Origin of the sequence: Dyadobacter koreensis, assembly GCF_900108855.1 — a bacterium.
Classification (GTDB): domain Bacteria; phylum Bacteroidota; class Bacteroidia; order Cytophagales; family Spirosomataceae; genus Dyadobacter; species Dyadobacter koreensis.
In genome coordinates, this window is the sequence record NZ_FNXY01000010.1 from 276,929 (window position 1) to 299,502 (window position 22,574).

The 22,574-nt window shown below is 41.7% G+C and carries 16 protein-coding genes; 7 read left to right on the top strand and 9 right to left on the bottom strand.

What is annotated here, in order from left to right; translation table 11 throughout:
• The first annotated feature begins 177 nt into the window (after window positions 1-177).
• Window positions 178-1,266, top strand: coding sequence for a M20 family metallo-hydrolase (locus tag BMY70_RS28110; RefSeq protein WP_090341321.1), 1,089 nt, complete (start codon window positions 178-180; stop codon window positions 1,264-1,266).
• Between the two features lie 23 nt (window positions 1,267-1,289).
• Window positions 1,290-2,117 (top strand): enoyl-CoA hydratase/isomerase family protein, encoded by an 828-nt coding sequence (locus tag BMY70_RS28115; protein ID WP_090341323.1) that lies wholly within the window; start codon window positions 1,290-1,292, stop codon window positions 2,115-2,117.
• Between the two features lie 75 nt (window positions 2,118-2,192).
• On the opposite strand, the gene BMY70_RS28120 is transcribed toward BMY70_RS28115, so the two are convergent.
• From BMY70_RS28120 to BMY70_RS28130, 3 genes are all read right to left on the bottom strand, one after another.
• The gene (locus tag BMY70_RS28120; RefSeq protein ID WP_177197145.1) at window positions 2,193-3,755 is read right to left on the bottom strand and encodes an Rne/Rng family ribonuclease; all 1,563 of its coding nucleotides are present in this window, start codon (window positions 3,753-3,755) and stop codon (window positions 2,193-2,195) included.
• 266 nt (window positions 3,756-4,021) lie between these two features.
• Window positions 4,022-4,879 carry a tetratricopeptide repeat protein gene (locus BMY70_RS28125; protein ID WP_090341327.1) on the bottom strand — a complete coding sequence of 286 codons (858 nt, stop codon included), beginning with the start codon at window positions 4,877-4,879 and terminating at the stop codon, window positions 4,022-4,024.
• Between the two features lie 30 nt (window positions 4,880-4,909).
• On the bottom strand, window positions 4,910-5,215 hold the full coding sequence (locus BMY70_RS28130; RefSeq protein WP_090341329.1) for an HU family DNA-binding protein: 306 nt from the start codon (window positions 5,213-5,215) through the stop codon (window positions 4,910-4,912).
• Between the two features lie 159 nt (window positions 5,216-5,374).
• On the opposite strand from BMY70_RS28130, the gene mutY reads away from it, so the two are divergent.
• The 4 genes from mutY (at window position 5,375) to BMY70_RS28150 (ending at window position 10,096) form a co-directional block, all read left to right on the top strand.
• Entirely contained in the window at window positions 5,375-6,454 is a 1,080-nt protein-coding gene (gene mutY / locus BMY70_RS28135; RefSeq protein WP_090341331.1) for an A/G-specific adenine glycosylase, read from the top strand.
• A gap of 418 nt (window positions 6,455-6,872) precedes the next feature.
• The gene (locus BMY70_RS28140; protein WP_090341333.1) at window positions 6,873-8,063 is read left to right on the top strand and encodes a Gfo/Idh/MocA family protein; all 1,191 of its coding nucleotides are present in this window, start codon (window positions 6,873-6,875) and stop codon (window positions 8,061-8,063) included.
• Between the two features lie 125 nt (window positions 8,064-8,188).
• The gene (locus BMY70_RS28145) at window positions 8,189-8,665 is read left to right on the top strand and encodes a single-stranded DNA-binding protein (RefSeq protein ID WP_177197146.1); all 477 of its coding nucleotides are present in this window, start codon (window positions 8,189-8,191) and stop codon (window positions 8,663-8,665) included.
• Window positions 8,666-8,779: 114 nt separating this feature from the next.
• The gene (locus BMY70_RS28150; protein ID WP_090341337.1) at window positions 8,780-10,096 is read left to right on the top strand and encodes a transporter associated domain-containing protein; all 1,317 of its coding nucleotides are present in this window, start codon (window positions 8,780-8,782) and stop codon (window positions 10,094-10,096) included.
• On the opposite strand, the gene BMY70_RS28155 is transcribed toward BMY70_RS28150, so the two are convergent.
• From BMY70_RS28155 to BMY70_RS28180, 6 genes are all read right to left on the bottom strand, one after another.
• On the bottom strand, window positions 10,097-13,654 hold the full coding sequence (locus BMY70_RS28155; protein WP_090341338.1) for a VCBS repeat-containing protein: 3,558 nt from the start codon (window positions 13,652-13,654) through the stop codon (window positions 10,097-10,099).
• Window positions 13,651-14,076, bottom strand: coding sequence for a hypothetical protein (locus tag BMY70_RS28160; RefSeq protein ID WP_090341340.1), 426 nt, complete (start codon window positions 14,074-14,076; stop codon window positions 13,651-13,653). The genes BMY70_RS28155 and BMY70_RS28160 overlap by 4 nt, the downstream gene beginning before the upstream one ends.
• 126 nt (window positions 14,077-14,202) lie before the next feature.
• Window positions 14,203-15,645 (bottom strand): RagB/SusD family nutrient uptake outer membrane protein, encoded by a 1,443-nt coding sequence (locus BMY70_RS28165; protein WP_090341342.1) that lies wholly within the window; start codon window positions 15,643-15,645, stop codon window positions 14,203-14,205.
• A gap of 39 nt (window positions 15,646-15,684) precedes the next feature.
• Window positions 15,685-19,125 (bottom strand): SusC/RagA family TonB-linked outer membrane protein, encoded by a 3,441-nt coding sequence (locus BMY70_RS28170; protein WP_090341344.1) that lies wholly within the window; start codon window positions 19,123-19,125, stop codon window positions 15,685-15,687.
• 117 nt (window positions 19,126-19,242) lie between these two features.
• Window positions 19,243-20,244: a FecR family protein gene (locus BMY70_RS28175; protein ID WP_143072164.1), complete on the bottom strand. Its 1,002-nt coding sequence runs from the start codon at window positions 20,242-20,244 to the stop codon at window positions 19,243-19,245.
• Window positions 20,245-20,261: 17 nt separating this feature from the next.
• Window positions 20,262-20,816 (bottom strand): RNA polymerase sigma factor, encoded by a 555-nt coding sequence (locus BMY70_RS28180; protein WP_090341348.1) that lies wholly within the window; start codon window positions 20,814-20,816, stop codon window positions 20,262-20,264.
• Window positions 20,817-21,067: 251 nt separating this feature from the next.
• On the opposite strand from BMY70_RS28180, the gene guaB reads away from it, so the two are divergent.
• Window positions 21,068-22,540 (top strand): IMP dehydrogenase, encoded by a 1,473-nt coding sequence (gene guaB, locus BMY70_RS28185; RefSeq protein WP_090341349.1) that lies wholly within the window; start codon window positions 21,068-21,070, stop codon window positions 22,538-22,540.
• Window positions 22,541-22,574 lie beyond the last annotated feature (34 nt).

Genomic DNA, 22,574 nt, shown 5'->3' on the forward strand with positions numbered 1-22,574 from the left:
TAGAAAACGAATTAAATCACAGTTATTAAATGCAGGCATAAAATATTATTCATTTGCTACGAATGCACGAATTTTTACTAATATTCATCCAAATGTATTTGTGAAAATTTGTGTATTCGTGGCATTTTTTCTTTTTATACCTTTGCCCAAAATATTGTCGTACCAGAAAGCCCAACTATGTCTTCTTTAATTGATTCTGAAAATATCCAACAACTTACGCAGGAAGTAATTTCTTTACTTAAAAAGCTGATCGAAACACCGTCATTCAGCAAAGAAGAAGACAATACAGCTGCATTGATTCAGGATTTTTTCAGACAAAAAGAGATTCCTTTTCAAACTAAGAAAAACAATATCTGGGCTTACAATAAATATTTTGATGCTGCGAAACCGACCGTCCTGTTAAATTCCCACCACGATACAGTGAAACCAAATAAATCCTGGACACTCGATCCTTTTCAGGCTTTGGTTGAAGATGATAAGCTTTTTGGTTTAGGCAGCAATGATGCCGGTGGTTGTCTTGTTTCGCTGATTGCAACTTTTTGTCATTTCTATAATAGGCAGAATTTAACCTATAATATCGTTATTGCTGCCACGGCAGAGGAGGAAATTTCAGGAAAAGAAGGTTTGGAAATTGTTGTTCCGGAACTTCCGGAAATAGCTTTTGCGATTGTTGGCGAACCAACGGAAATGCATTTGGCAGTAGCGGAAAAAGGTTTGCTGGTACTGGATTGCACTGCCAAAGGAAAATCAGGACACGCAGCGAGAGAAGAGGGTGATAATGCGATTTATAAAGCGATCCGGGATATAGAGTGGATCCGGAATTATAAATTCCCAAAAGTTTCCCCGACTTTGGGACCAATAAAAATGTCGGTCACAATTATCAATGCCGGGACGCAGCATAATGTTGTTCCGGATACCTGCGTTTTTACAATTGACGTAAGGGCAACGGATCAATATACTCTGGAAGAAATCATTGAAGTAATCCAGGAAAATATTCAGTCGGAAGTTAGTGCGCGTTCCATTCGCCTGCGCCCTTCAAGTATTCGGATGGAGCATCCGATCGTGCAGGCAGGTTTGAAAAGAGGCAGAACAGCCTACGGGTCACCAACAACTTCGGATCAGGCATTACTTGATTGTCCGTCATTGAAAATGGGACCGGGACATTCGGAGCGTTCGCATACCGCCAATGAATTTATTTATCTGCATGAAATTGAGGCAGGTATATTACAATATATCAGTATGCTGGAAGAAGTTGTGACTAAGTAATTTCACATTAATACTTGCCAATTATGCTTTTTTTCAAAGAAGAAGACATTTCAAAATTTGATACAGTTCAATTTCTGTATATCAAAACTTTTTTGAAAGGAAATATTTTTGAAATCACGCTTGACCGACCGGAAAAACGAAATGCCTTCACCCCAACAATGGCGAATGAAATTGCATACGCGCTGGCTTATGCAAAAGGTCAGATTGAAATCCGTTGTGTTATTATGAAAGCAGAAGGTCCTGTTTTCTGTGCCGGCGCTGATTTAAACGCTTTTCATGATCCAATGGCAGATCAAAAAAATCTAACACTTCCCGAATCAATAGAAGAGGTCAGACTGGGTGAGGCTTTTGCCAGTTTACACAAGCCGTGTATTGCTCAGGTTGAAGGTTCAGTCTTTGCAGGAGGGTTTCTGATTATCTGCGGATGTACTTTTGTTGTAAGTGTACCGGAAGCAAATTTCAGTTTACCCGAAGTGAAAAGAGGAATATGGCCCATGCAGGTTATGGCTTCACTGCTTGATATTATTCCCAAAAGAAAAATACTTGAAATGTCTATAACCGGGAAAAGTTATTCAGCAGAAGAGGGGCTTCATTTAGGTATCGTTACCCAAATTTCAGACAAGGAAACAATCGAAAAGGAAGTGCACAAACTTGCCGATGTAATTTGCTCAAATGCTCCATATGCCATCAAATCAGGAATAGAAGCACTTCAAAATATATCAGATATAGCCGAAAACGATCGCCATAATTATCTTAAATCCCAACTGGATAAACTCCTGAAATCCGAAGACGCAAAAGAAGGCACAGCCGCATTCAAAGAAAAACGGAATCCAATCTGGAAAGGAAAGTAGCAGAATTACCAAAAACTTACACCGAGCCAACGCCGAAAGCTGATTGCCGACAGCCGAAAGCCGAAAGCTAATAAATTAACTTCCCGGAACAATCTCAATTTCCTCCCCATACTTATTATGGAATTTGAAATCGATAACGCCTAATGAAGTATCTTTAATTAGTTTCACCCAGGTTTTGTATTGGAAAAGCCATTTTACCTGCTCAGAAATTATTCCTTTCGTGAAATAGGCATGGATAAACGGATGAAGCGCGATGGTGATACCACGTTCATTTTGTTTGGAAAGAATATAATCCAGGTTTGAAAGGATAATATCTGTTACCAGAATACTTGCCTGAATCGTTCCCGTACCGCCGCAAGTTGGGCAGGTTTCGCGGGTAACAATATTCATTTCGGGTCTTACACGCTGACGTGTGATTTGCAGTAACCCGAATTTCGAAAGCGGAAGAACCGTATATTTTGAACGGTCTCCTTTCATTTCGTCGCGCATCATATCAAAAAGAACGCGTTTGTTTTCCGCTTTCTTCATGTCAATGAAATCGACAACGATAATTCCACCCATATCACGCAAGCGCAACTGGCGGGCAATTTCCTTCGCTGCTTCAATGTTTACGCTGAGCGCAGTAGCTTCCTGATCTTCTTCTGAATTGGACTTATTTCCGCTATTGACGTCGATAACGTGCAAAGCCTCTGTATGTTCAATGATCAGATAACCACCGTTTGGTAAACTTACCGAACGGCCAAAAAGAGACTTGATCTGCTTCTCTAAACCGAATTGTTCAAATATCTTGTTCTTGCCGTTATGCAGTTTCAGGATATTTTCTTTGTCCGGTGCTATGTTGTGGATATAGGCTTTAATGTCTTCGTACACCTCTTTCGAATCCACGGTAATGCTGTCGAACGACTCGTTCAGCATATCACGGATTATCGAAGAAGCACGATTCATTTCACCGATCACACGGTCACGGGGCTTGGCATCACGAAGCGTTTTGATACCATTTTCCCATTTTTCAAGACAATCCTGAAGATCTTTGTTCAGTTCATCTACATCTTTTCCAGTAGCAACGGTACGTATAATAACACCGAAATTGGCTGGTTTGATGGAAGACATCAGTCGCTGCAAACGCGTTCTTTCCTGTTTGTCAGTAATCTTTTTAGAAAGGTTTACCGAGTTTGAGAAAGGAACCAGAACGATGTAACGGCCTGCAATGGAAATATCACACGATAGGCGGGGGCCCTTTGTAGAAATAGGTTCTTTGACAATCTGAACCAGAATAGCCTGATTCTTGGAAAGTACTTTATCAATCTTGCCAAGTTTCTCAATTTCGGGCTCCATTTTGAAGTTACTCAACTTCCCGGAATTGACACGCTTGGAGATTACATCTTTGGTTAGTTTATTGAGAGAATTGATGTTAGGTCCTAAATCCAGATAATGCAAAAAAGCATCCTTCTCAAATCCCACGTCTACAAATGCGGCATTAAGCCCAGGCACAAGTTTCCTTACTGTACCAAGGTAGATATCCCCAACGGTAAAGCTCTGATCCGGTGTTTCGACGTGGTATTCTAACAGACGTTTATCCTGCAAAAGGGCTATACGTTCTCCCTTTTGAGTAGAATTTATTAGTAATTCGTTACTCAATGTTCAACCAACCAAATGGCTATATAAAGTTAATACTCAACCTCCTGCTTTACATTTAAAGACAGGCAACATATATATCGTAAGAGATAATATGACCGGATTCATAATCATACAAATCCGGTCACATATCAATTATTTCTTCTTATGTCTATTTTTTCTAAGACGTTTCTTTCTCTTGTGAGTGGAAATCTTATGTCTCTTTCTTTTCTTTCCGCAAGGCATAAATTTATGTCGTTTATATAATAAAAAATAATTGTTTTACTTATTTAATTGTCAAGACGCTCCTGAAGTTCGATAAGAGCCTGTTGGATAACGGGATCTTTCTCTTCTTTTTTAACTTCTGCCAATACTTTACGAGCCTCATCTTTATTCCCTAATTCAACAAGTGTCAATCCTAAATAGAATTTTGCTTTTGTATTAGCAGGGTTGTTAGTCAATATTTGTCTGAACCTGTCTGCTGCTTTCGAGTATTGGTTCGAACGCATAGATAGAATACCAAGATTAAACAAAGCTAGTTCATTTGTCGGGTCTGTATCCAAAACTTCGCGCAACATCATAATGCCCTGCATCGGGTTTTCAGTGTTCACGTAAGTCATGGCCATATTAGCTTTTGCAGCTAGCAAACCCGGATTTTTTTCAATCGCTTTTCCGTAGAATTCACGCGTTTTGCTACCAAGGTTTTTGGCCTTGGCATCATCCACCGCAAAGCCATACGCTTCATAGTAACGGTCACCTGCCTTTGTGATATTCTCAATCGAAGGAGATAACTGTGCTACCAATTCTGCATAGTGCGCAGCGCTGTCAAACTTTTGAAGTTTTGAAAACGTGTCAGACAATTTTAATCCGGCAGCTATTTTTTCTTTTCCACTTGCCTGAGTGAAACCACTTCTCAGCTGGTCAACATTTTTTTGCTGCTCAGGGGATAAAGTGGCTCCATCATGCATGTTTGAGGGAGTTTCGGGCGCCGGAGTAGCTGATGCCGAAGCACCGGGTGCTGCCGTCACCTCACTCTTCTCGGTGTCCACTTCTTTTGCTTTTGTATTCACAACCACCTTCGGAAGACTGTAAAGTGTTCCTACCAGGGCTAGTGCTAATACGCAAGAAAGAATTATAGACTTTTTCATACTGTTTTAATCAAACCTAATTAAGGCAAATTATTTTTCAGCTAGATCTTTCAATTTGTCACTCACTTTAACTTGCTCAACAAATACTTTTGCTGGCTTGAAGCTTGGTACAAAATGCTCGTCAATGATCATTGAAGTACCTTGTGAGATATTACGAGCTACTTTACGGGCACGCTTTTTATTAATAAAGCTACCGAAACCTCTAACATATAGATTTTCACCCTCTGCAAGCGAGTCTTTTACCACGGTGAAAAACGATTCTAGCGTTTGTTGAACATCGCCCTTGTCTACACCTGTTTTCTCGGAAATTTGTGCGATTACGTCTGCCTTAGTCACTTTGATTGTTTACTTTAAGTGGATATTATTTCGTTTATTTATTTCCTCCTCTAATTTTTGGGAACACAAAGGTAGGGTAATTTTACCATAATTTAAAAGGTTAGCATTTTCATTTTTTTTCTAATTGGTTAAAAAACAGTGTATATAAGTCAAAACGTTATGCTACCCGATCATTTACAACTACTTGAATTTAACGCAAAACTAAAATCCTGGTACCTTGAAAACCATCGTCCACTTCTCTGGAGACAAACAACGGACCCATATAAAATTTGGCTTTCAGAGATTATTTTACAACAAACCCGTGTCGCACAAGGAACTCCGTATTATGAAAAATTCCTGAATAACTATCCGACAGTTTTTGATCTGGCTGCTGCGGATGAGCGTGATATACTCAGGCTGTGGCAGGGTTTAGGATATTATTCGCGCGCCAGAAACATGCATTTTACTGCCAGGCATATTGTGGAAGAGTGGGAGGGGAAATTCCCGGAAAGTGCTGTAAAACTTGCCAAGTTAAAAGGTTTAGGGGCTTACACAGCCGCAGCTATCGCTTCGTTTGCATTTGGAGAAGCGGTTCCTGCGATTGATGGAAATGTATATCGGGTTATGTCCCGTCTGTTTGGAATTTTTACCGATATACTGAGTTCAGGTGCAAAAAATGAATTCACAAATCTGGCAAAACAGATCATTCCTCAGGACGATCCTGCCACTTACAATCAAGCAATGATTGAATTCGGTGCGTTGCAATGTGTACCTGTTTCGCCGAATTGTTCCGTTTGTCCTTTTACTTATATGTGTTACGCATACGAGTTTAATATGCAGAACAAGCTGCCGGTGAAGATGAAAAAGAATGCAGTGAAAAACCGCTATTTCAATTATTTCATTTTACAAAAAGGCGATAGCCTTGCCATGCATGAGCGCCTTAAAAAAGATATATGGAAAGGATTGTATGATTTTTATTTAATTGAATCGTCGTCTGATATTAACACGCCGGATGATTTGCCAAAAGACACCATTCTTGAAGACTGGAAAAATAAGGGACAAATTCGCCCCGTTCTGAAAGAGTATACGCATTTGTTGACTCATCAAAGATTGACAGTAAGATTCTGGTGGATTATAGTTCCGGAAGATGAGGTTTTAAAACTGCCGGAGGATATGGCGTATTATTCGAGAAGTGAAGTGGAAGAATTGCCGAAACCCATTTTAATGGATACGGTTTTAAAAGAAGAATTGTACTTATAATCTTTCTTTCATGCCACGAATACACGAATTTTTCACAAATGTTGCTGTATTTTATTCGTGAAGAATTCGTGCATCCGTGGCTACTTTATTTTCAAGACAACATCGTTCCAAATCATCCGGTTTCGGAACGGAATATAACAGCTTTTGAAAACGAAGAATAGGAACAAGAATCAAAACGGAATTGAGAAAATACGAATAAATAGATTATTACGGTGCTCTGCACCTTTGGCCCGTTAATATTATTGGTTGCTACAAATATTTGGGTGCTCTGCACTTAACTTATATCAGGTACAGAGTACCGCATTACTTGTAGGAATAAGCAAAAGAGAAGGTTTCCTAAGGTGCAGAGCACCGAAATATTATTTAATTTCGAAGGTTTGATTACCAGATACCAATTCACCTAACCCAATTAATCCTTATGCAAAAAATTGCCATGCTCGGTTCCGGTTTCATCGGACGTTTTTATGCGGAATCCATTCACGGCCAACGTGGCCGCGACCGGGTTGTCGCGATTTATGCGCGTCGCGAAGAAAGCGCAAAGAAATTTGCGGATGATTACGGTTGCGATTTCTGGTCGATCAGTATGGAAGAGATTATTTCCAGTCCGAGTGTTAATATGGTATGTATTGCCCTTCCAAATAATCTTCATGAAGAGGCCGTAATGCTTTGTGCAAAACATAAAAAAGCCGTTGTTTCCACAAAACCTTTGGGAAGAAATGCGGAGGAAGCACTTCGTATGATGCAGGCCGTGGAAGAAGCCGGGATTTTCGCCGGTTATCTGGAAGATCTTTGTTATAGTCCTAAGTTTTTGAAAGCGCTCGAAAGCGTAAAATCCGGATCATTGGGGCGGATCATCTGGGCAAAATCCAGAGAAGCACATCCGGGCCCGCACAGCGAGTGGTTCTGGGATATCGAACAGGCCGGCGGCGGATGTATTCTGGATCTGGGCTGTCACTGCATCGAAATTTCAAGAAATTTCATTGGGAAAGATATTCGTCCGGTCGAAGTCATGTGCTGGGCAGATACGCAGGTGAAACCGATTGATGCCGAAGATCATGCGATTGCGCTGGTTAAATATGAAAATGGTGCGATCGGACAATTTGAGGTGAGCTGGACGTTCCGAGGCGGTATGGATTTACGCGATGAAGTAATGGGGACGGAAGGGACAATCTGGATTAATAATTTTCTGCGGACAGGATTTGAAATGTATACGTCTGGTAGAGGTGGTGATTATGTTGCGGAAAAAGCAGAAAGTAAAAGTGGTTGGCTTTTTCCGGTCGGCGATGAAGTGAACGATCTGGGTTACAATCATATGTTCACCGATATGTTTAATGCGGCAGAAGAAGGTCGTGATGCAGCTGAAACATTTTACGACGGTTATGTTGTAAATGCAGTTATTGACGCTGCTTATCGTTCTTCCAAAACCAAATTGTGGGAGAAAGTTGAATTGCCGGTTTGGCGTGGACAGGAAGGTGTAACTAAACCTTCCAATTATGTTGAACATGATGAGGAACATTATTTAATCAAACGTGAAGTGACGCATGATGGGCGCAATAAATTGATCCTGAAAAATAAAATTACCGGAAAAATCAGTGAGCAGGATGTGTGAAAAGTTGATCCAGATTATCGGAAATAGCCCTTTATCTCTTTATGCAAAATTTGAATTTGTATATTTGAACTAATATCCGGTATATTGAATTTAATTATCCACAATCATCACAAGCGCACAAAATCATGGCAAGTGTTAACAAAGTAATTCTTATCGGAAATTTAGGCAGCGACCCGGAAGTCAGATATCTGGAGAGCGGATCAGCCGTAGCAAAATTCAGCATTGCTACAACGGAAGCTTATACAAACAAAAGCGGTGAAAGAGTTGAAAACACAGAATGGCACCGCATTGAGTTATGGGAAGGACTTGCAAAAGTCGCTGAGAAATATCTTAAGAAAGGGAATTCTGTATATATAGAAGGAAGACTACGTACAGATAACTGGACGGACAAAGAAGGTGTCCAGAAATCGGGTGTGACGATCCGTGCAAACAGCATGACCTTGTTGGGAGGACCTAATAATGGTGGTGGAGAAAATAATAATCAGGGAAATCAGGGCTATTCCCAACCTGCCGCACCGAGACAAAACCAAGCTCCAAGATCATCGGATCCTATCCCACCGTCTATGGCGGCAGGAAACGATGATGACGATCTGCCGTTCTGATTTCGAAAGTTTTCTACCTGAAAAACATGTTTTTTCTGTCGCAAAGTCCTTTGACAACAAGTTTTTTGGGTAGAATTCTTATCTTGGGTCTATTATGAACTTTTCAAATTTTTTGTGAAAGAAACTGCTGATAGTGACGATCCTTTGTCTCGAAAGCGTACGGGGATAAATTATCCCGCTAAAAGTGCGCTTCCATTACTGGCCGGTATGGTCATACCCATTGACAGCTACGCTGTTTACGAATTAATTCTTGTCTTCATTCTTTTGGCTGTCTCTCTTTTTCTGTCCGGGATCAGAGCTTCTTACGCAACAGCCGGCGCGATGGAAAATCCCTGGGAGCGAAAAAGTATTTCGGAAAACCATCTGCCTACGCGCATTCAGCAATTAGCACTTTCAATTATTCAGCGCGGCGTTACTTTACTTGCACTGTTACTGGCTGCGCGATTTACCTGGTTGCAAGTTCAAAATAACGACGAAACTATTTTTCACTGGATCTCGCTGGGAGCCCTGGCTTCCTGGATATGGCTTGATGTGATGGTGAGGTTTTTTTCTGCTCGAAATGCTTCTGAATTAATTCCGAAAATTGCCGGGACAACACATTTAATCATAAAAGTCTGCGAGCCTTTAACAAAACCGATTACACGATTGGGTTATTTCTTCGGGATTTTAACGCCCGAGGGCTCCGAAATATCTACGGAAAGGCTGGAAGCGAAGGCAGAGAGTGAGGAGGAAACGGATCTTCTGCGCGGATTGGCAAATTTTCGGCAGACGAATGCGCGGAAAGCGATGCAGCCGCGTGTCAATATCACAGCGTTTGATATTGAATTAAACTTCCATGAACTCATGGATAAAATCAATAAGTCGGGTTATTCCCGTGTTCCTGTTTACAGAGATACTTTGGATAGCGTGGAAGGAACTTTAAATGTAAAAGATTTATTGCCTTACCTGCATCACAACGAACATTTTAACTGGCAAAAGCTGCTTCGCGAACCTTACCTGATTCCGGAAAGCAAGCGGCTTGACGACCTGATGAAGGAGTTTCAGAACCGGCGCGTTCATATGGCAATTGTGATTGACGAGTATGGAGGAACAAGTGGCCTTATAACCCTGGAAGATATTATCGAGGAAATTTTCGGAGATATCAACGATGAATATGACGAAGAGGATGAAGTGAATTATACCAAAGTTGATGAAAATACTTATGTCTTCGAAGGTAAAGTTTTGATCAACGACTTGTGTCGTATTCTCGATCTTGAATCTGATTATTTTGATGAAGTTCGTGGAAACAGTGAATCGCTGGCGGGTCTCTTATTGGAACTTTTTTCAAGGTTACCTCGGACAGGAGAAATTGCAACGCACCGGGAAATTACTTTCAAAGTGCAGTCAGCAGACAAGAAGAGGATTAAAAAAGTGAGGGTTTTGGTCAGCTAGTTACTGGTTTACCGGGAAAGCTCTCGTTTTTCCTCGTGAGTCGTAAATATTAATTTTACTTATATTTTCTTTTGAAAGCCTAAATACTTGGGAAGATTGTGATAAATAACCTGAGCCATAATTCCATTCATGAATTCTTTTCTGACCATTTTTTAAAATAATTTCTGCTCTGATTTCATTCGCATGAGGCCGGATTGTAATTTGATCTTTTCGCTTATCCACGGAGCGGAAGGCTTTAAGATTGTCATTATTTTGCGCCGCCAGAATTAACCTGTTTCCATCTGACAATGTCAATTCGGCCAGTCCTTTTCCATCGCCTTCTACCAGAAAACCGCTTGATGCGGATGAGACAGGAGTGAAGCCGCCTTTACCATTTCCTACCAACAGCAAACCGTTAAAAGCATCCAGTCTTCCGCTGATTGATTCCGGCGCATAGGAATTTCCTGTGAGAATCAGGTCCAGATGTCCGTCTGCGTTATAATCATTTGTCGTAATGCCATATACAGGCCCGAGCTGAGCGGCCGTTGGAAGTGGCTTGATTTTAAATTTTCCATTCCCAGAATTTTCCAGTAATACACTTCTCATCTCTTGACATATAAGACGTGTCGCATCTTTCAGCTCCTCCGTTGTAAACACATCCGAGATGCCTGCTTTTGCATAGTCGCTGTAATACACAAAACGTTTCTTAAGAAAGTTCATCTGGCTTGTCATTTCATCCCGTGGGTGGATCGGGTATAGGATATCTCCGAAATATTGTGAGATAACAGGATCCATTGAGCCGCTTTTGTCAAAATCTTTTGCAATCATGGTTAACGGTTTTTTCGCAGAAGGCTTTCCTTCGGTGTTTAACCCAACATTTCCTGCAACATAATCGATATCACCGTCTTCATCAAAATCTCCTGCAACGATACTATTCCACCAGCCTGTCGTGCCGGCAAGGCCGGTGGATGTCGTAACATTAACTAGTTTTCCGTTTTTATTTTTAAGAAAAGTTAGCGGCATCCATTCTCCTGTGAGAATTAAATCAATCCAGCCATCCTGATCAAAATCTGTCCAAAGTGAGGAAGTGACCATTCCGACCGAATTTAAATCTGGACAGATTTGAGAAGTGATATCGGTAAATTTTCCTTTGTCATTTCGTAAGATCGCACTTTTAGGAGCTGCGGGATATTGTCCGGGTGTTAGTCTGCCTGCGACGAACAAATCCAAATCTCCGTCTCTGTCAAAATCTATGGCGCTAACAGAAGATCCGCTCGTCGTGTTGATTGGTAATGCAGAGATATCATGTTTAAAATTACCTTTTCCATCATTAAAATAGAGCCTGTCCTGATAATATTTGGAGTCGGCCGGAAATTCACTGCTGCCACTCACGATGTATAGATCCGGACTTCCATCACCATTGGCATCGAACAACAAGGAGCCCATGTCTTCTTCAAATTTCTTTTCTTTGGTCAATGGTTTTTCAGTAAATTCCCCCCGTGCATTCTGAATAAAAAAGCTTCCGGAATGGCGGAACGCGCCTCCAACATAGAAATCTTCTCGGGTATCTCCATTGATATCACCTACGGAGATGCCCGGGCCGTTTTGGGAAAGAAGATGCGGTAAAAGTGGCTGTACTTTAAAATCGATATAGAGTTCGTCAGTATGTTTATACTTGATTCCCAAACTTTCAGAAAGTTCTGTAAAAAAAATTGGCTGCTCAGCTGCTTTCTGTTTTTGATAAGATTCAGCATTTTTATATTCGATCGCCAATACCTGGTCCGCACCGATATTTTCTAAAAGCTGTGATTTTTGGTTGGGCCAGACAATACGTATTGAATCCACCTTGTTGATTTTTCCCAAACCAAAGTGAAGTGTATTTTCAACTGTTGACTGATAACCTCGGTATGGAGAATGTTCGATAAATTGTTTTTCATTTTTGTAAAACACACTCACTTTCGCTCCATAACCATGTGGGTTTTCTTTTGTTCCTTTCAAGGTTATTCGCAGATAGTGATGATCCGGAAATTTGTCAGAATTATTTTTATATACAAATGTTTCACGGTCAATATTATTGATGATTAAGTCAAGATCGCCATCGTTATCCATATCCGCATAAGCAGCGCCGTTTGAGAATGAAGGCGTATCAAAACCCCAGTATTCGGATTGGTTATTAAAGGTTAAATCGCCGTTATTTTTGAACAGATAATTCGCTATATGAGCACCTTCCACTTCTTTTAAAGCTGCAACGGTAGGGGCGTTATCCAATTTTCCTGATTGCATCTGTTCCTGATGTTGGGCCATCCGATATACGACGAAATCACGGTTCGTTATATCTTTCGGATATCCGTTTGTGATCATAAGGTCCCTTTTTCCGTCATTATCGTAATCTGCAAATAATGCACTCCAGCTCCAGTCCGTAGCTTGTATTCCTGAAAATCTTCCTATTTCGCTAAAAAACGGATGGGTCGTTCCGGGACGGTTACCATTGTTATGCTGTAAAGTGTTACGCATAAACTGGGGTTGATAACCCATTCGCTGTTCGGAAAGATACCGGTCATAATTCATCAGACCGAACATGTTTTTACGACGTACATTTCCTTCGGGTAACATATCCAGCGTAACGAAATCTACCAGACCATCGTTATCAATATCCGCTGCGTCGTTCCCCATGGCAGAGTAACTCTGATGACGGAAATAATCTGTGATCTCATTTTTGAACGTACCGTTTTGCTGGTTTATATACAGAAGATCATTGGAAAGGTAATCATTCGAAACATAAACGTCGGGCCAGCCATCTTCATTGATATCGACAATTGAAACGCCAAGCCCAAACCCTTCTGCAAGAATATTGGCTTCCCGGGAAACATTCGTAAAAACAGGATTTCCATTTTTTACTCCATCATTTCTGAACAATTTATCTGTGCTGAGCGCTGAGCCGTCGGCCCGTTTAGGACGGATAACGTTTGGGCCTTTACGCTCCATCACATTGGTTACCAGAAATACATCGAGGTCGCCATCATGGTCATAGTCGAAAAATGCAGCCTGCGTAGTATTCCCTGCATAATCAAGACCATATTTTTTTGCCTGTTCGGTAAATTTATTATTTCCCTGGTTGATATAAAGCAAATTTGGGCGGGAGTAATTTTCCGGATCAACAGTACCGGCCGGCTGCGGCCCGGCCCTACAGACGTAAATATCAAGAAGCCCATCGGAATTTATGTCAACCATGGAAATTCCTCTTGACCAGCTGTTGGCAAGTGATATTCCGGATGATTCAGTAATGTCCTTAAATTGAAGGTTTCCCTTGTTCAGATATAATCGGCTTTCGGTCATATTTCCACCAAGAAAAATATCCTGAAGTCCGTCGTTATTGATATCTCCAATTCCGACACCACCGCCGTTGTAAAAATACTCGTAAGTAAGAATGTTCAGTTTTTCATCCTCTTTAAGGTCATTGGAAAACTTAATTCCTGTTTTTTCAGAGGACACCAATTCAAATAACGTATCTTGATTTTTCTTTTTGCAGCTGAAAATTATAGTGCCGTATAGTAAAAACAAGATCAGTTTTTTAATCATTTTAGTGCAGAAATAGAGTCAGAGGATATTTTGGAGAAAAAGCGTATCTCGTAAAGTTTTTGATTTTTTCCGGGAAGATAAGGCTTTTGGTCTTTCTTTAAAATAAGGTGACTTTCGTCCAGTTTGAGAATTTTATAACCGTTCAAAAAGTTGCCTGCCGAGTCGAGGTACACCAGCGAATCACCAGATACTATTTTGTAATCATACTTACGAAACTCGGCTTTTCTCCGCTCAAAAACTTCGTTCTTTTCGTTGTATTCAAAGTTTGACCAATGTTCATCCTGAGAATTATTGGTATGGGAAAAACCATTGACAAAGTTTGATATGGAATCGGTCTTCCATGTGCCTTGAATTTGTCTCTCCTTAGTCGCACATTGTGTCAATATTAAAATCAGCAAAAGGAGCACGAATGTCTTTTTCACGTTTTTTGAATGTGTTCAATTTGAAAAAAGAAAGAAGCCAACTTTCGAAAGGACGATATCCCTATGTTGACTTCTTCCAAAATATGCCGGGGACTTTCCGGGTATATTAACTATATTTCTTAATGCTTAATAATTGCTATTTTGAATCAGCACGCCATTACTAAGGTCGACCTCGCGTTGAGGAAGGGGGAAGTAATAGTGTTTAGGTTTGACGAAATTGCGGCTTGGCTTGTAAGGTCCGCGGGCGATTTTATAATGCGCAGTGATGTCAATTAAGCCCGCCTTATCCCAACGCATCAAATCCTGATGACGCTCATTTTCGCCTGCAAGTTCGACACGACGCTCATGCATAATATCCTTCATCGTAGCGCCGGTAATTTCTTTCACGCCTGCACGTTTTCTGACCGCATTAAGTTCTGCATCACCATTTTGTCCCGAGCGGATTTTAGCTTCCGCCGCCAAAAGATAAACATCTGCTGAGCGTAAAAAAGGAGCATTCAGACTTTGATCCATGTCACCTGTTGAAGTAAACTGAGAATATTTTCTAAACGCAAAACCTGTTACACGCGTCATGTCGGCGGTAAATTCAGTTTCACCAAGAGAACCTCTTTCTACCTTATCACCAGGGCTGAAAATAGAATAGGCTTTGCGGGGATCGCCTTCTTCAAATTCATTCACCAAATCCTGAATTGGCTCATGAAATCCCCAGCCTCCAAATGTCTGAGGCGTGTGATAATAAGCAGGCGAATTGTCTGTTGTCCAGCCCGTTTCATATTGCAGCGAAAACAGGGTTTCTGAATTATTTTCTGTCACCAGTTCAAAATTCTGATTGAATTCCGTTGCCAGTTTATAGGCAGCATTCGACGTGACTTTGGTGCTGGCTTCGATCGCCTTTGCCCAGTTTTCCTGGTAGACATACAATTTGGCAAGAAAACCGTAAGCAGCGCCCTGCGTTGCACGACCCGCCTCAGTGGCTTCGTACGCAACAGGCAAAAGTGTTGCAGCTTTCTGGAAATCAGCTTCCGCCTGCGCTCTTACTTGTGCAAGCGTAGATTTTGGTTTATTGTATGTTTGATTCAATGCATCTTCTTCCAAAAGAATTGGTACCTCACCGTAGATGAGCGAAAGTCGCCAGTATACAAAACCACGTAAAAAATAGGCCTCACCCATACTACGGTTTCGCAAAGTTTCGTCCATTGTTACCTTCGGAGCATTGATGAGCACTGCATTGGCCCTTGAAATAACTTCATATTTTGTTGACCACGTCGCCAGTATATGAGAATTGGAAGCATCAAAAGTGAACATTTCCAGAGCAGTTTCATCGGCATGATCACCGGCCCGGTTCATATCATCGGAGCAGTTATCGAAGGTGTATTCGGTGTGTGCGAAGCCGTCTTCATTAAGCAACGGCGCATAGATGGCATTCGTGGCAGCCACTACGTCATCGCCATTCCGCCAGTATTGCTGTGACGTAACCTGGCCATACGGCGTTGTTTCCAGTAAGTTATCCTGGCAACTGAATAACGTTGCAAGAAAAATATATCCGGCAAGTGTAGTTATCTTTCTCATAATAATATAAATTCTGCTGGTATAATCTGAACGGTTAAACTAGAATGACAGAGACGCTCCGATGGTGAAAGTTCTTGCCAGGGGATATTGCGCGTAATCAACATTAAGCTGATTATATTGTCCTGTTCCGCCGCTCACATAGCCAAGTTCTGGGTTCAGTCCGGAATACTTCGTAAATGTGATAATGTTCTGGCCTGTAACATAAATCCGCGCCTGCGACATTTTTAACTTTCCGGTAACAGATTTTGGCAGTGTATAGCCAAGCGTCATATTTTTCAATCGTAAGAAATCTCCTTTTTCAACAAAGAGGTCCGAAGGGCGGAAGTTGCGGTTTGCATTATCTATACTTACCCTAGGAACCGAATTGCTTGTGCCGTCACCGTTCCAGCGGTCCATAGCGTCGGCATACAGGTTGAACGAATAACTGGCGTCAAGTCCCTGCATGCGGTCTGCATTGTAAATGGAAACACCGCCAACGCCGACAAAAAACAAGTTGAAATCAAAACCTTTATAGTTAAGACCCGCAGAAAATCCGTAATTAACTTTCGGCTGAGGACTCCCGATGATCGTTCTGTCCTGATCGTCAATAATACCGTCATTGTTCAAATCCACAAAGCGTACATCGCCTGGTTGAATCTGACCATCTGAGCGGCGCAAATCATTTGCAATGTTCGCATCTGAGTCAATTTGTCCCTGATTTTGATAAAGCCCGTCAGTTTTGTATCCGTAAAAAGTGCCATATGGCTGTCCTTCATAGGTACGAACGATTTCCTGTTGACCGCGTCCGTATAACTGTGTAGCCAAAAAACCACCTGGTGTTGCCAGTTTGGTAATTCTGTTTTTAATAAAAGTCGCGTTCCCACTCAAATTGAAAGTAAAGTCTCCCAATGTGTGACGGTAAGATGCTTCCAGTTCCAAACCCTGATTTCTAAGCTCTCCTATATTCTGGTCAGGAATAGTCGATGTTCCGATCGTACCAATTGATGGAGGCGCGAGAAGCATCTTTTTTGTATCCTTGATAAAATAATTTGCGGATAGATACAGGCTGTTTTTCATCAAACCGGCTTCAAGTCCGAAGTTGCTCATTTCGGCAGTTTCCCAACCGATATTAACATTTGCCAATCTGCTTTGCGCTGAGCCGGCGATCTGGTTTTGTACGCCTCCGTTTCCAAAAGCATAACGGTAAGAAGAATTGATCAATGCGAGATATTGCAGTGAAGCCACATTCTGGTTGCCCAGTTGTCCCCAACCGCCTGTCAACTTGAAGTTGCTGAAAACAGGTAAAGCATTTTTGAAAAACGATTCTTCCGAAATTCTCCATCCGGCAGAAAACGCAGGAAAGTAACCCCACTGATTTCCGGGAGCAAATTTGGAAGAACCATCACTACGAACAGTCGCTGTAAATAAATAACGGTCTTTGAAAGAATAATTGACACGTCCGAAAACAGAAGCAAGGGCATCATAACTTCGGCCGCCGTTTCCGCCATCGCTCAAAGGAATCGATACGATCGTTCCGGCATATTGCATATATCGAAGCGAAGGGTCTTCACTTGCAAAATCACGTCCGCGTTGATTTGCATAAATATCATTGAAAGTCTGGGAGGTGTAGCCACCGACAAGACTCAATGCATGCTGACCAAATTTTTTGTCGTAAGACAGAAAATATTCCTGCAAAAAGGACCAGTTTTTGTCATGACTTAGTCCAAGCTGGTTATAAGCGTTTGTTCTGAACTGGTCATTAATTTTTACGTCGAAAGTATGGCTTTCGCTGAACGTCGCATCCATGGCAACATTTGCGCGCAGTTTTAATCCTTCGATTATTTCAAGCTCTCCTGTTACGCTGCCAAGAAAACGGTTGCGAACATTATCCGTATCCTGGTTGTCGACTGTGAAAACAGGGTTGTTAATATCTCCAAAAGCACCAATTCCCTGTGTAGAGCTGTATGTGCCGTCCGCATTTTTAACAGGTAGTCCGGGATGGAAACGAATAGCGCTCCATAGCAAACCTGTTTGTGAAGATTTTGTATCCGGAGAACTGTTATGCGTATTCGTAAACTGGAAATTCTGGCCGATCTTTATTTTAGAGCCAATTTTATGATCCGAGTTAATACGGAAATTCAACCGTTTGTAGTTTGATTTTTCAATGATACCCTTTTCATTATAATATCCTCCCGAAATTGAGAACGATGAATATTTACCGCCACCGCGAATGGACGCATCATAATTTTGTGTGATTCCCTGTTGTAACAACTCATCCTGCCAGTTTGTAAGCTGAGTCTGGTACCTGGCATCTTGCCAGATCGCCGGAATTGGCAGGCCATCGTTTTGATATGCTTCTCTTTTTAACATAGCCAGAGAAGGTGCGTCCAATACGTCCAACGTTTTGATCCTGTTTGTTACCCCTACATACGCATTCACAGAAAGCGCGATCGGATTATCGAATTTTCCGCGTTTTGTTGTAATGATAATAACGCCGTTCGCCGCCCGCGTTCCATAGATAGCGGAAGCGGAAGCATCTTTCAAAATTTCAATGGATTCAATGTCGTTGGGGTTGACGTCGTTCATACTTCCTGATGGAACACCGTCGATTACGACAAGCGGAGAAGCATTATTTACGGTACCGAAGCCGCGGATCTGAATGGTCCCGGCATCTCCCGGAGCTCCGCCATTACGCACGATATTGACACCGGCAGCTCTTCCCTGAAGTGCCTGCTGGGCTCCGCCGGACGGAAGATTTTGGAAATCAGCTCCCTTTACAGAAGAAACTGCCCCTGTTACATCTTTCTTTTCTTGCGTGCCATATCCGACGACAACCACTTCATTCAACGCGCTCACATCCGGAACAAGCGATATGTTAAGTACATCCGTTTTTTCCAGTTTTACCTCCTGACTGACATATCCGATGAAGGAGAATTTCAAGGCCGTGGCATCATCCGCAACGGATAATTGGTATTCCCCGCTTTCATTGGTAGAAGTTCCGGTCTGGCTGCCGACAACAAGTATGTTTACGCCAGGCAAGCCTTCGCCTTTTTCATCTGTAACCTTACCGGAAATTTTCCGCTCGATGGATTTGCTTGGGAAAATCGATCCTTGAGGCTGAGCGGATAGTCCGGCAACCTTTTTTCGAAGCAGGATACGTGTGGTGCCAACTACCTCATAAGAGACATTCAGCGGAGTTAATATCTGATCTAAAACCTTGTAAAGCGGGCCTTTCAGCTCTTTCAAAGAAGTACTTTGTGAATTTTGGATACTACTTGTGCTGTACACAAATTTTACATCGGCCTGTTTTTCAATCAGGTTCAATACCTTTTTGATTTCCATCGATTCCACTTTCAGTGAAATTTCTTTACTTAACAATTCCTGTCCGCGTAAGGGATGGGCCATGGAGATACCACAGCATAAAATTGCAATAAAAAGTTGCTTGACAGTAGTACTCATGACTTTGTAAACAACCCTTTTGAGGGGTATTTTTTTATTCATAATTTTAAGAGTTTTTGTGGTTAACGAAATGCAAAAACGTGAAAACAACCTGCTGATTTTCAACAGGGAAATTCAGGTGCCGGTAATGTTGGCGCATTCCGGTACCATTTTAAAAAACTATTTGGGACATCCTTCTCCGCGTACAAACAACGTTGTTCCTCGCCGTTCGTACGTCGCATTAACTGATTTACAGATCAGATCAAGCTGTTCAAATAATGTCAGATCTGTTAGGTCACCTGTGAACAGGCATGATTCCACAGCGTCATTTTCGATTACGATATCAATTCCATAGGCTTTTTCGAGCATTAAAAAAGCATCTTTGACAGGCGTTTCGAGAAAGGAAAAACCGCGATCTGCCGGTATGGCTGTTTGATTCAGTATGGGATTTGAAACAATGGCCAGTTCCATTTTCTTGGATTTTTTATCGAAAACAATTTTCTGATTTCGGGTGAGGATTACGCCATTGCTGCTTGTGGAAGCTTTTTCTGCAACTTCATAAACCGAAACACGGCCAGTGGCTACCTGAACTTCAATGGAACGTGCCTCGTCGTATGATTTCACGGTGAAGCTGGTTCCGAGAACTTGCGTGACTAAATTCTCCGTGGAGACGATAAAGGGTTTTGCAGGGTTTTTCTTGATCTGGAAGAATGCTTCGCCATGAAGATAAACCAGGCGTTTTGTCTCGCCAAAATGTTCGGGATAACTTAGACTGCTTTTCTTTTGAAGTATAACGATACTCCCATCTTCCAGCGGAATCCTTTGCGGACTGTTTGATGTGTTTTTAATTTCAATAACGCCCTCGTTTTCGATCGTCTGGATTTCGGATATTTCTTTTTTACTAACGTACTGAAACCCAAACCAGCAACCGGCCACAAGGATAAGAGAAGCGGCCATTCCTTTCAGCCACGAAGAAAAAGGTATCAGAAAGCGCTCATTACCAGTGCTTTTATTTAGCTGTTTCCTGATCCGGTTTCCTATTTTTTCTTTTTCAAACTCGAAAACGGGCGACTCGTCAAAAGGATTATTATCAAGATATTCCTGTACAAATTTTTCCTCTGCCGGAGAATGTTCGCCGGCAAGGTATTTTTTTAACAAAATATCGAATTCAAACTGATTCATTTTTCTTTTTTTGTGTATCAATTAGGTGTGTGATAGATCCAAAGATGATCTTTTAAAATTTTAAGCGATTTGGTGATATGATATTCCACCGCTTTTTCCGATAGATTCATATCCCTGGCAATTTCTCTGACCGACTGATTTTCAAAACGGCTTAACTGAAATATTCTGCTCGTTTTCTCCGGCAGCTTTTTTAAAGCATTATCCAGTGCGGCGGACAAGTCCGTAAATTCAACATCCTGTTCCGTTATCGAAGCTTCCTGCATTTTTTGAAGAAGGATGTATTCCTTATACTTCCGCCACGTTATTTTAGATTTTATAAAATTCGTGATCAGGTGTTTCATCGACAGAACAAGGTAAGAGCTCAGGTGTCTGATATTGCTCTCTGTTCTGCGGTTCCACAAACTTTCAAACAGGTCATGGACAAGTTCCTCTGCTTCCTCGCGGGTGCCGATCTGGTGATAGGCAATGCAGAACAATTTATACCAGTATCGGTCATAGATTTCCCCGAAGGCAGGTTTACTGCTTTCCATCAGTTTAATAACCAGCTGTTCATCGGTTAATAACTTGTTCATCCGGAGCTCAGAAATGAGAGTACAAAGGTATGGTCAAACAAAGGACAAAAATCCCTAATGCGTTTTATCAATATTTTAAATATTTTTTTCTGTCCGATGTTTTCAGTAATTATTTTTAATAACTCATCGACAGATGATAATGTTTAAATTCCTGATTTTAAGAAATTATATCATTGTCTGATACCGGCGATTTTGCTGAATTCCAAATTTCTGACTAGTTTTATCTGGCAAATAAGAAATCTTTATTTGCTATGAACACAAATCCCACCAAAGTCCTCTTTGAGGCTCTCACGTACGACGACGTTCTTCTCTTACCAGCCTACTCAGAGGTACTTCCCAGAGATACAAAAACCAAAACACAGCTTACCAGAAAAATTTCTTTGAATATCCCGTTCATTTCGGCGGCTATGGATACAGTCACAGAATACGAGCTGGCTATTGCGATGGCCCAGGAAGGCGGAATTGGAATTATTCACAAAAATATGAGCCTGGACGCGCAAGCGGAACAGGTTAGGAAAGTGAAACGTTCGGAAAGTGGAATGATCCTGGATCCAATCGTTTTGACAGACACGGCGACGCTCGGGGATGCTTATCAAATCATGAGAGAATTTAAAATCGGCGGGATTCCGGTTGTCGATCAATCAAAAAAACTTATCGGGATTCTCACCAACAGAGATCTTCGTTTTCAACGTGAATTGTCTAAGCCGGTGACGGAAATTATGACAAAGGAACGCTTGATTACTGCTTTGGAGGGCATTAGTTTAGAGGAATCTGAAACAATTCTTGAAGAATACAAAATAGAGAAACTGCCGATCGTCAATAAGGATTATCAGCTGACCGGGTTAATCACTTACAGGGATATACTAAAAAGAAAATCGCATCCGAATGCCTGCAAAGATGAATATGGACGATTGCGCGTAGGTGCAGCTGTGGGCGTGACTGCGGATTTGCATAACCGAGTTCAGGCATTGATAAAAGCGGGAGTCGATGTTGTGAGTCTGGATACTGCTCATGGTCATCATATTAACGTCATTGAATCTGTAAGAAAACTGAAAGTTGATTTTCCTGATTTACAGGTCATCGCAGGAAATGTAGCGACGGGCGCTGCCGCAAAAGCGTTGGCAGATGCAGGAGCTGATGCAATAAAAGTAGGGGTCGGGCCGGGAAGTATTTGTACCACCCGGATCATTGCCGGCATTGGTGTTCCTCAATTAACAGCCGTTATCTCGGCAGCGGAGGCTCTGGCGGGTACTGGTATTCCTGTTATTGCAGATGGAGGAATTCGTTTTTCAGGGGATGTTACAAAAGCAATAGCAGGTGGCGCGAGCACAGTGATGATCGGTTCAATGCTTGCCGGGACAGATGAGGCACCGGGTGAAATCGTTATTTACGAGGGAAGAAAATTTAAAGTATACCGTGGAATGGGATCTGTGGAAGCAATGGAAGACGGTTCAAAAGATCGTTATTTCCAGGATGCAGAAGATGACGTCAAGAAACTTGTTCCGGAAGGAATTGTTGGCAGGGTGCCATTCAAAGGCAGGGTTTCTGAGATTCTATATCAGATGGTGGGAGGTCTGAAAGCCGGAATGGGTTATTGTGGAGCAGCGGACATATCTACACTGAATAAAGCACAGTTTGTGAAAATTACATCTGCCGGGTTCAAAGAAAGTCATCCTCACGATATTATGATTCAGAAAGAAGCGCCGAATTATTCTTCAAAATAGATTTTTCAGTTATCGGAAAACAGAAATGCCCTGT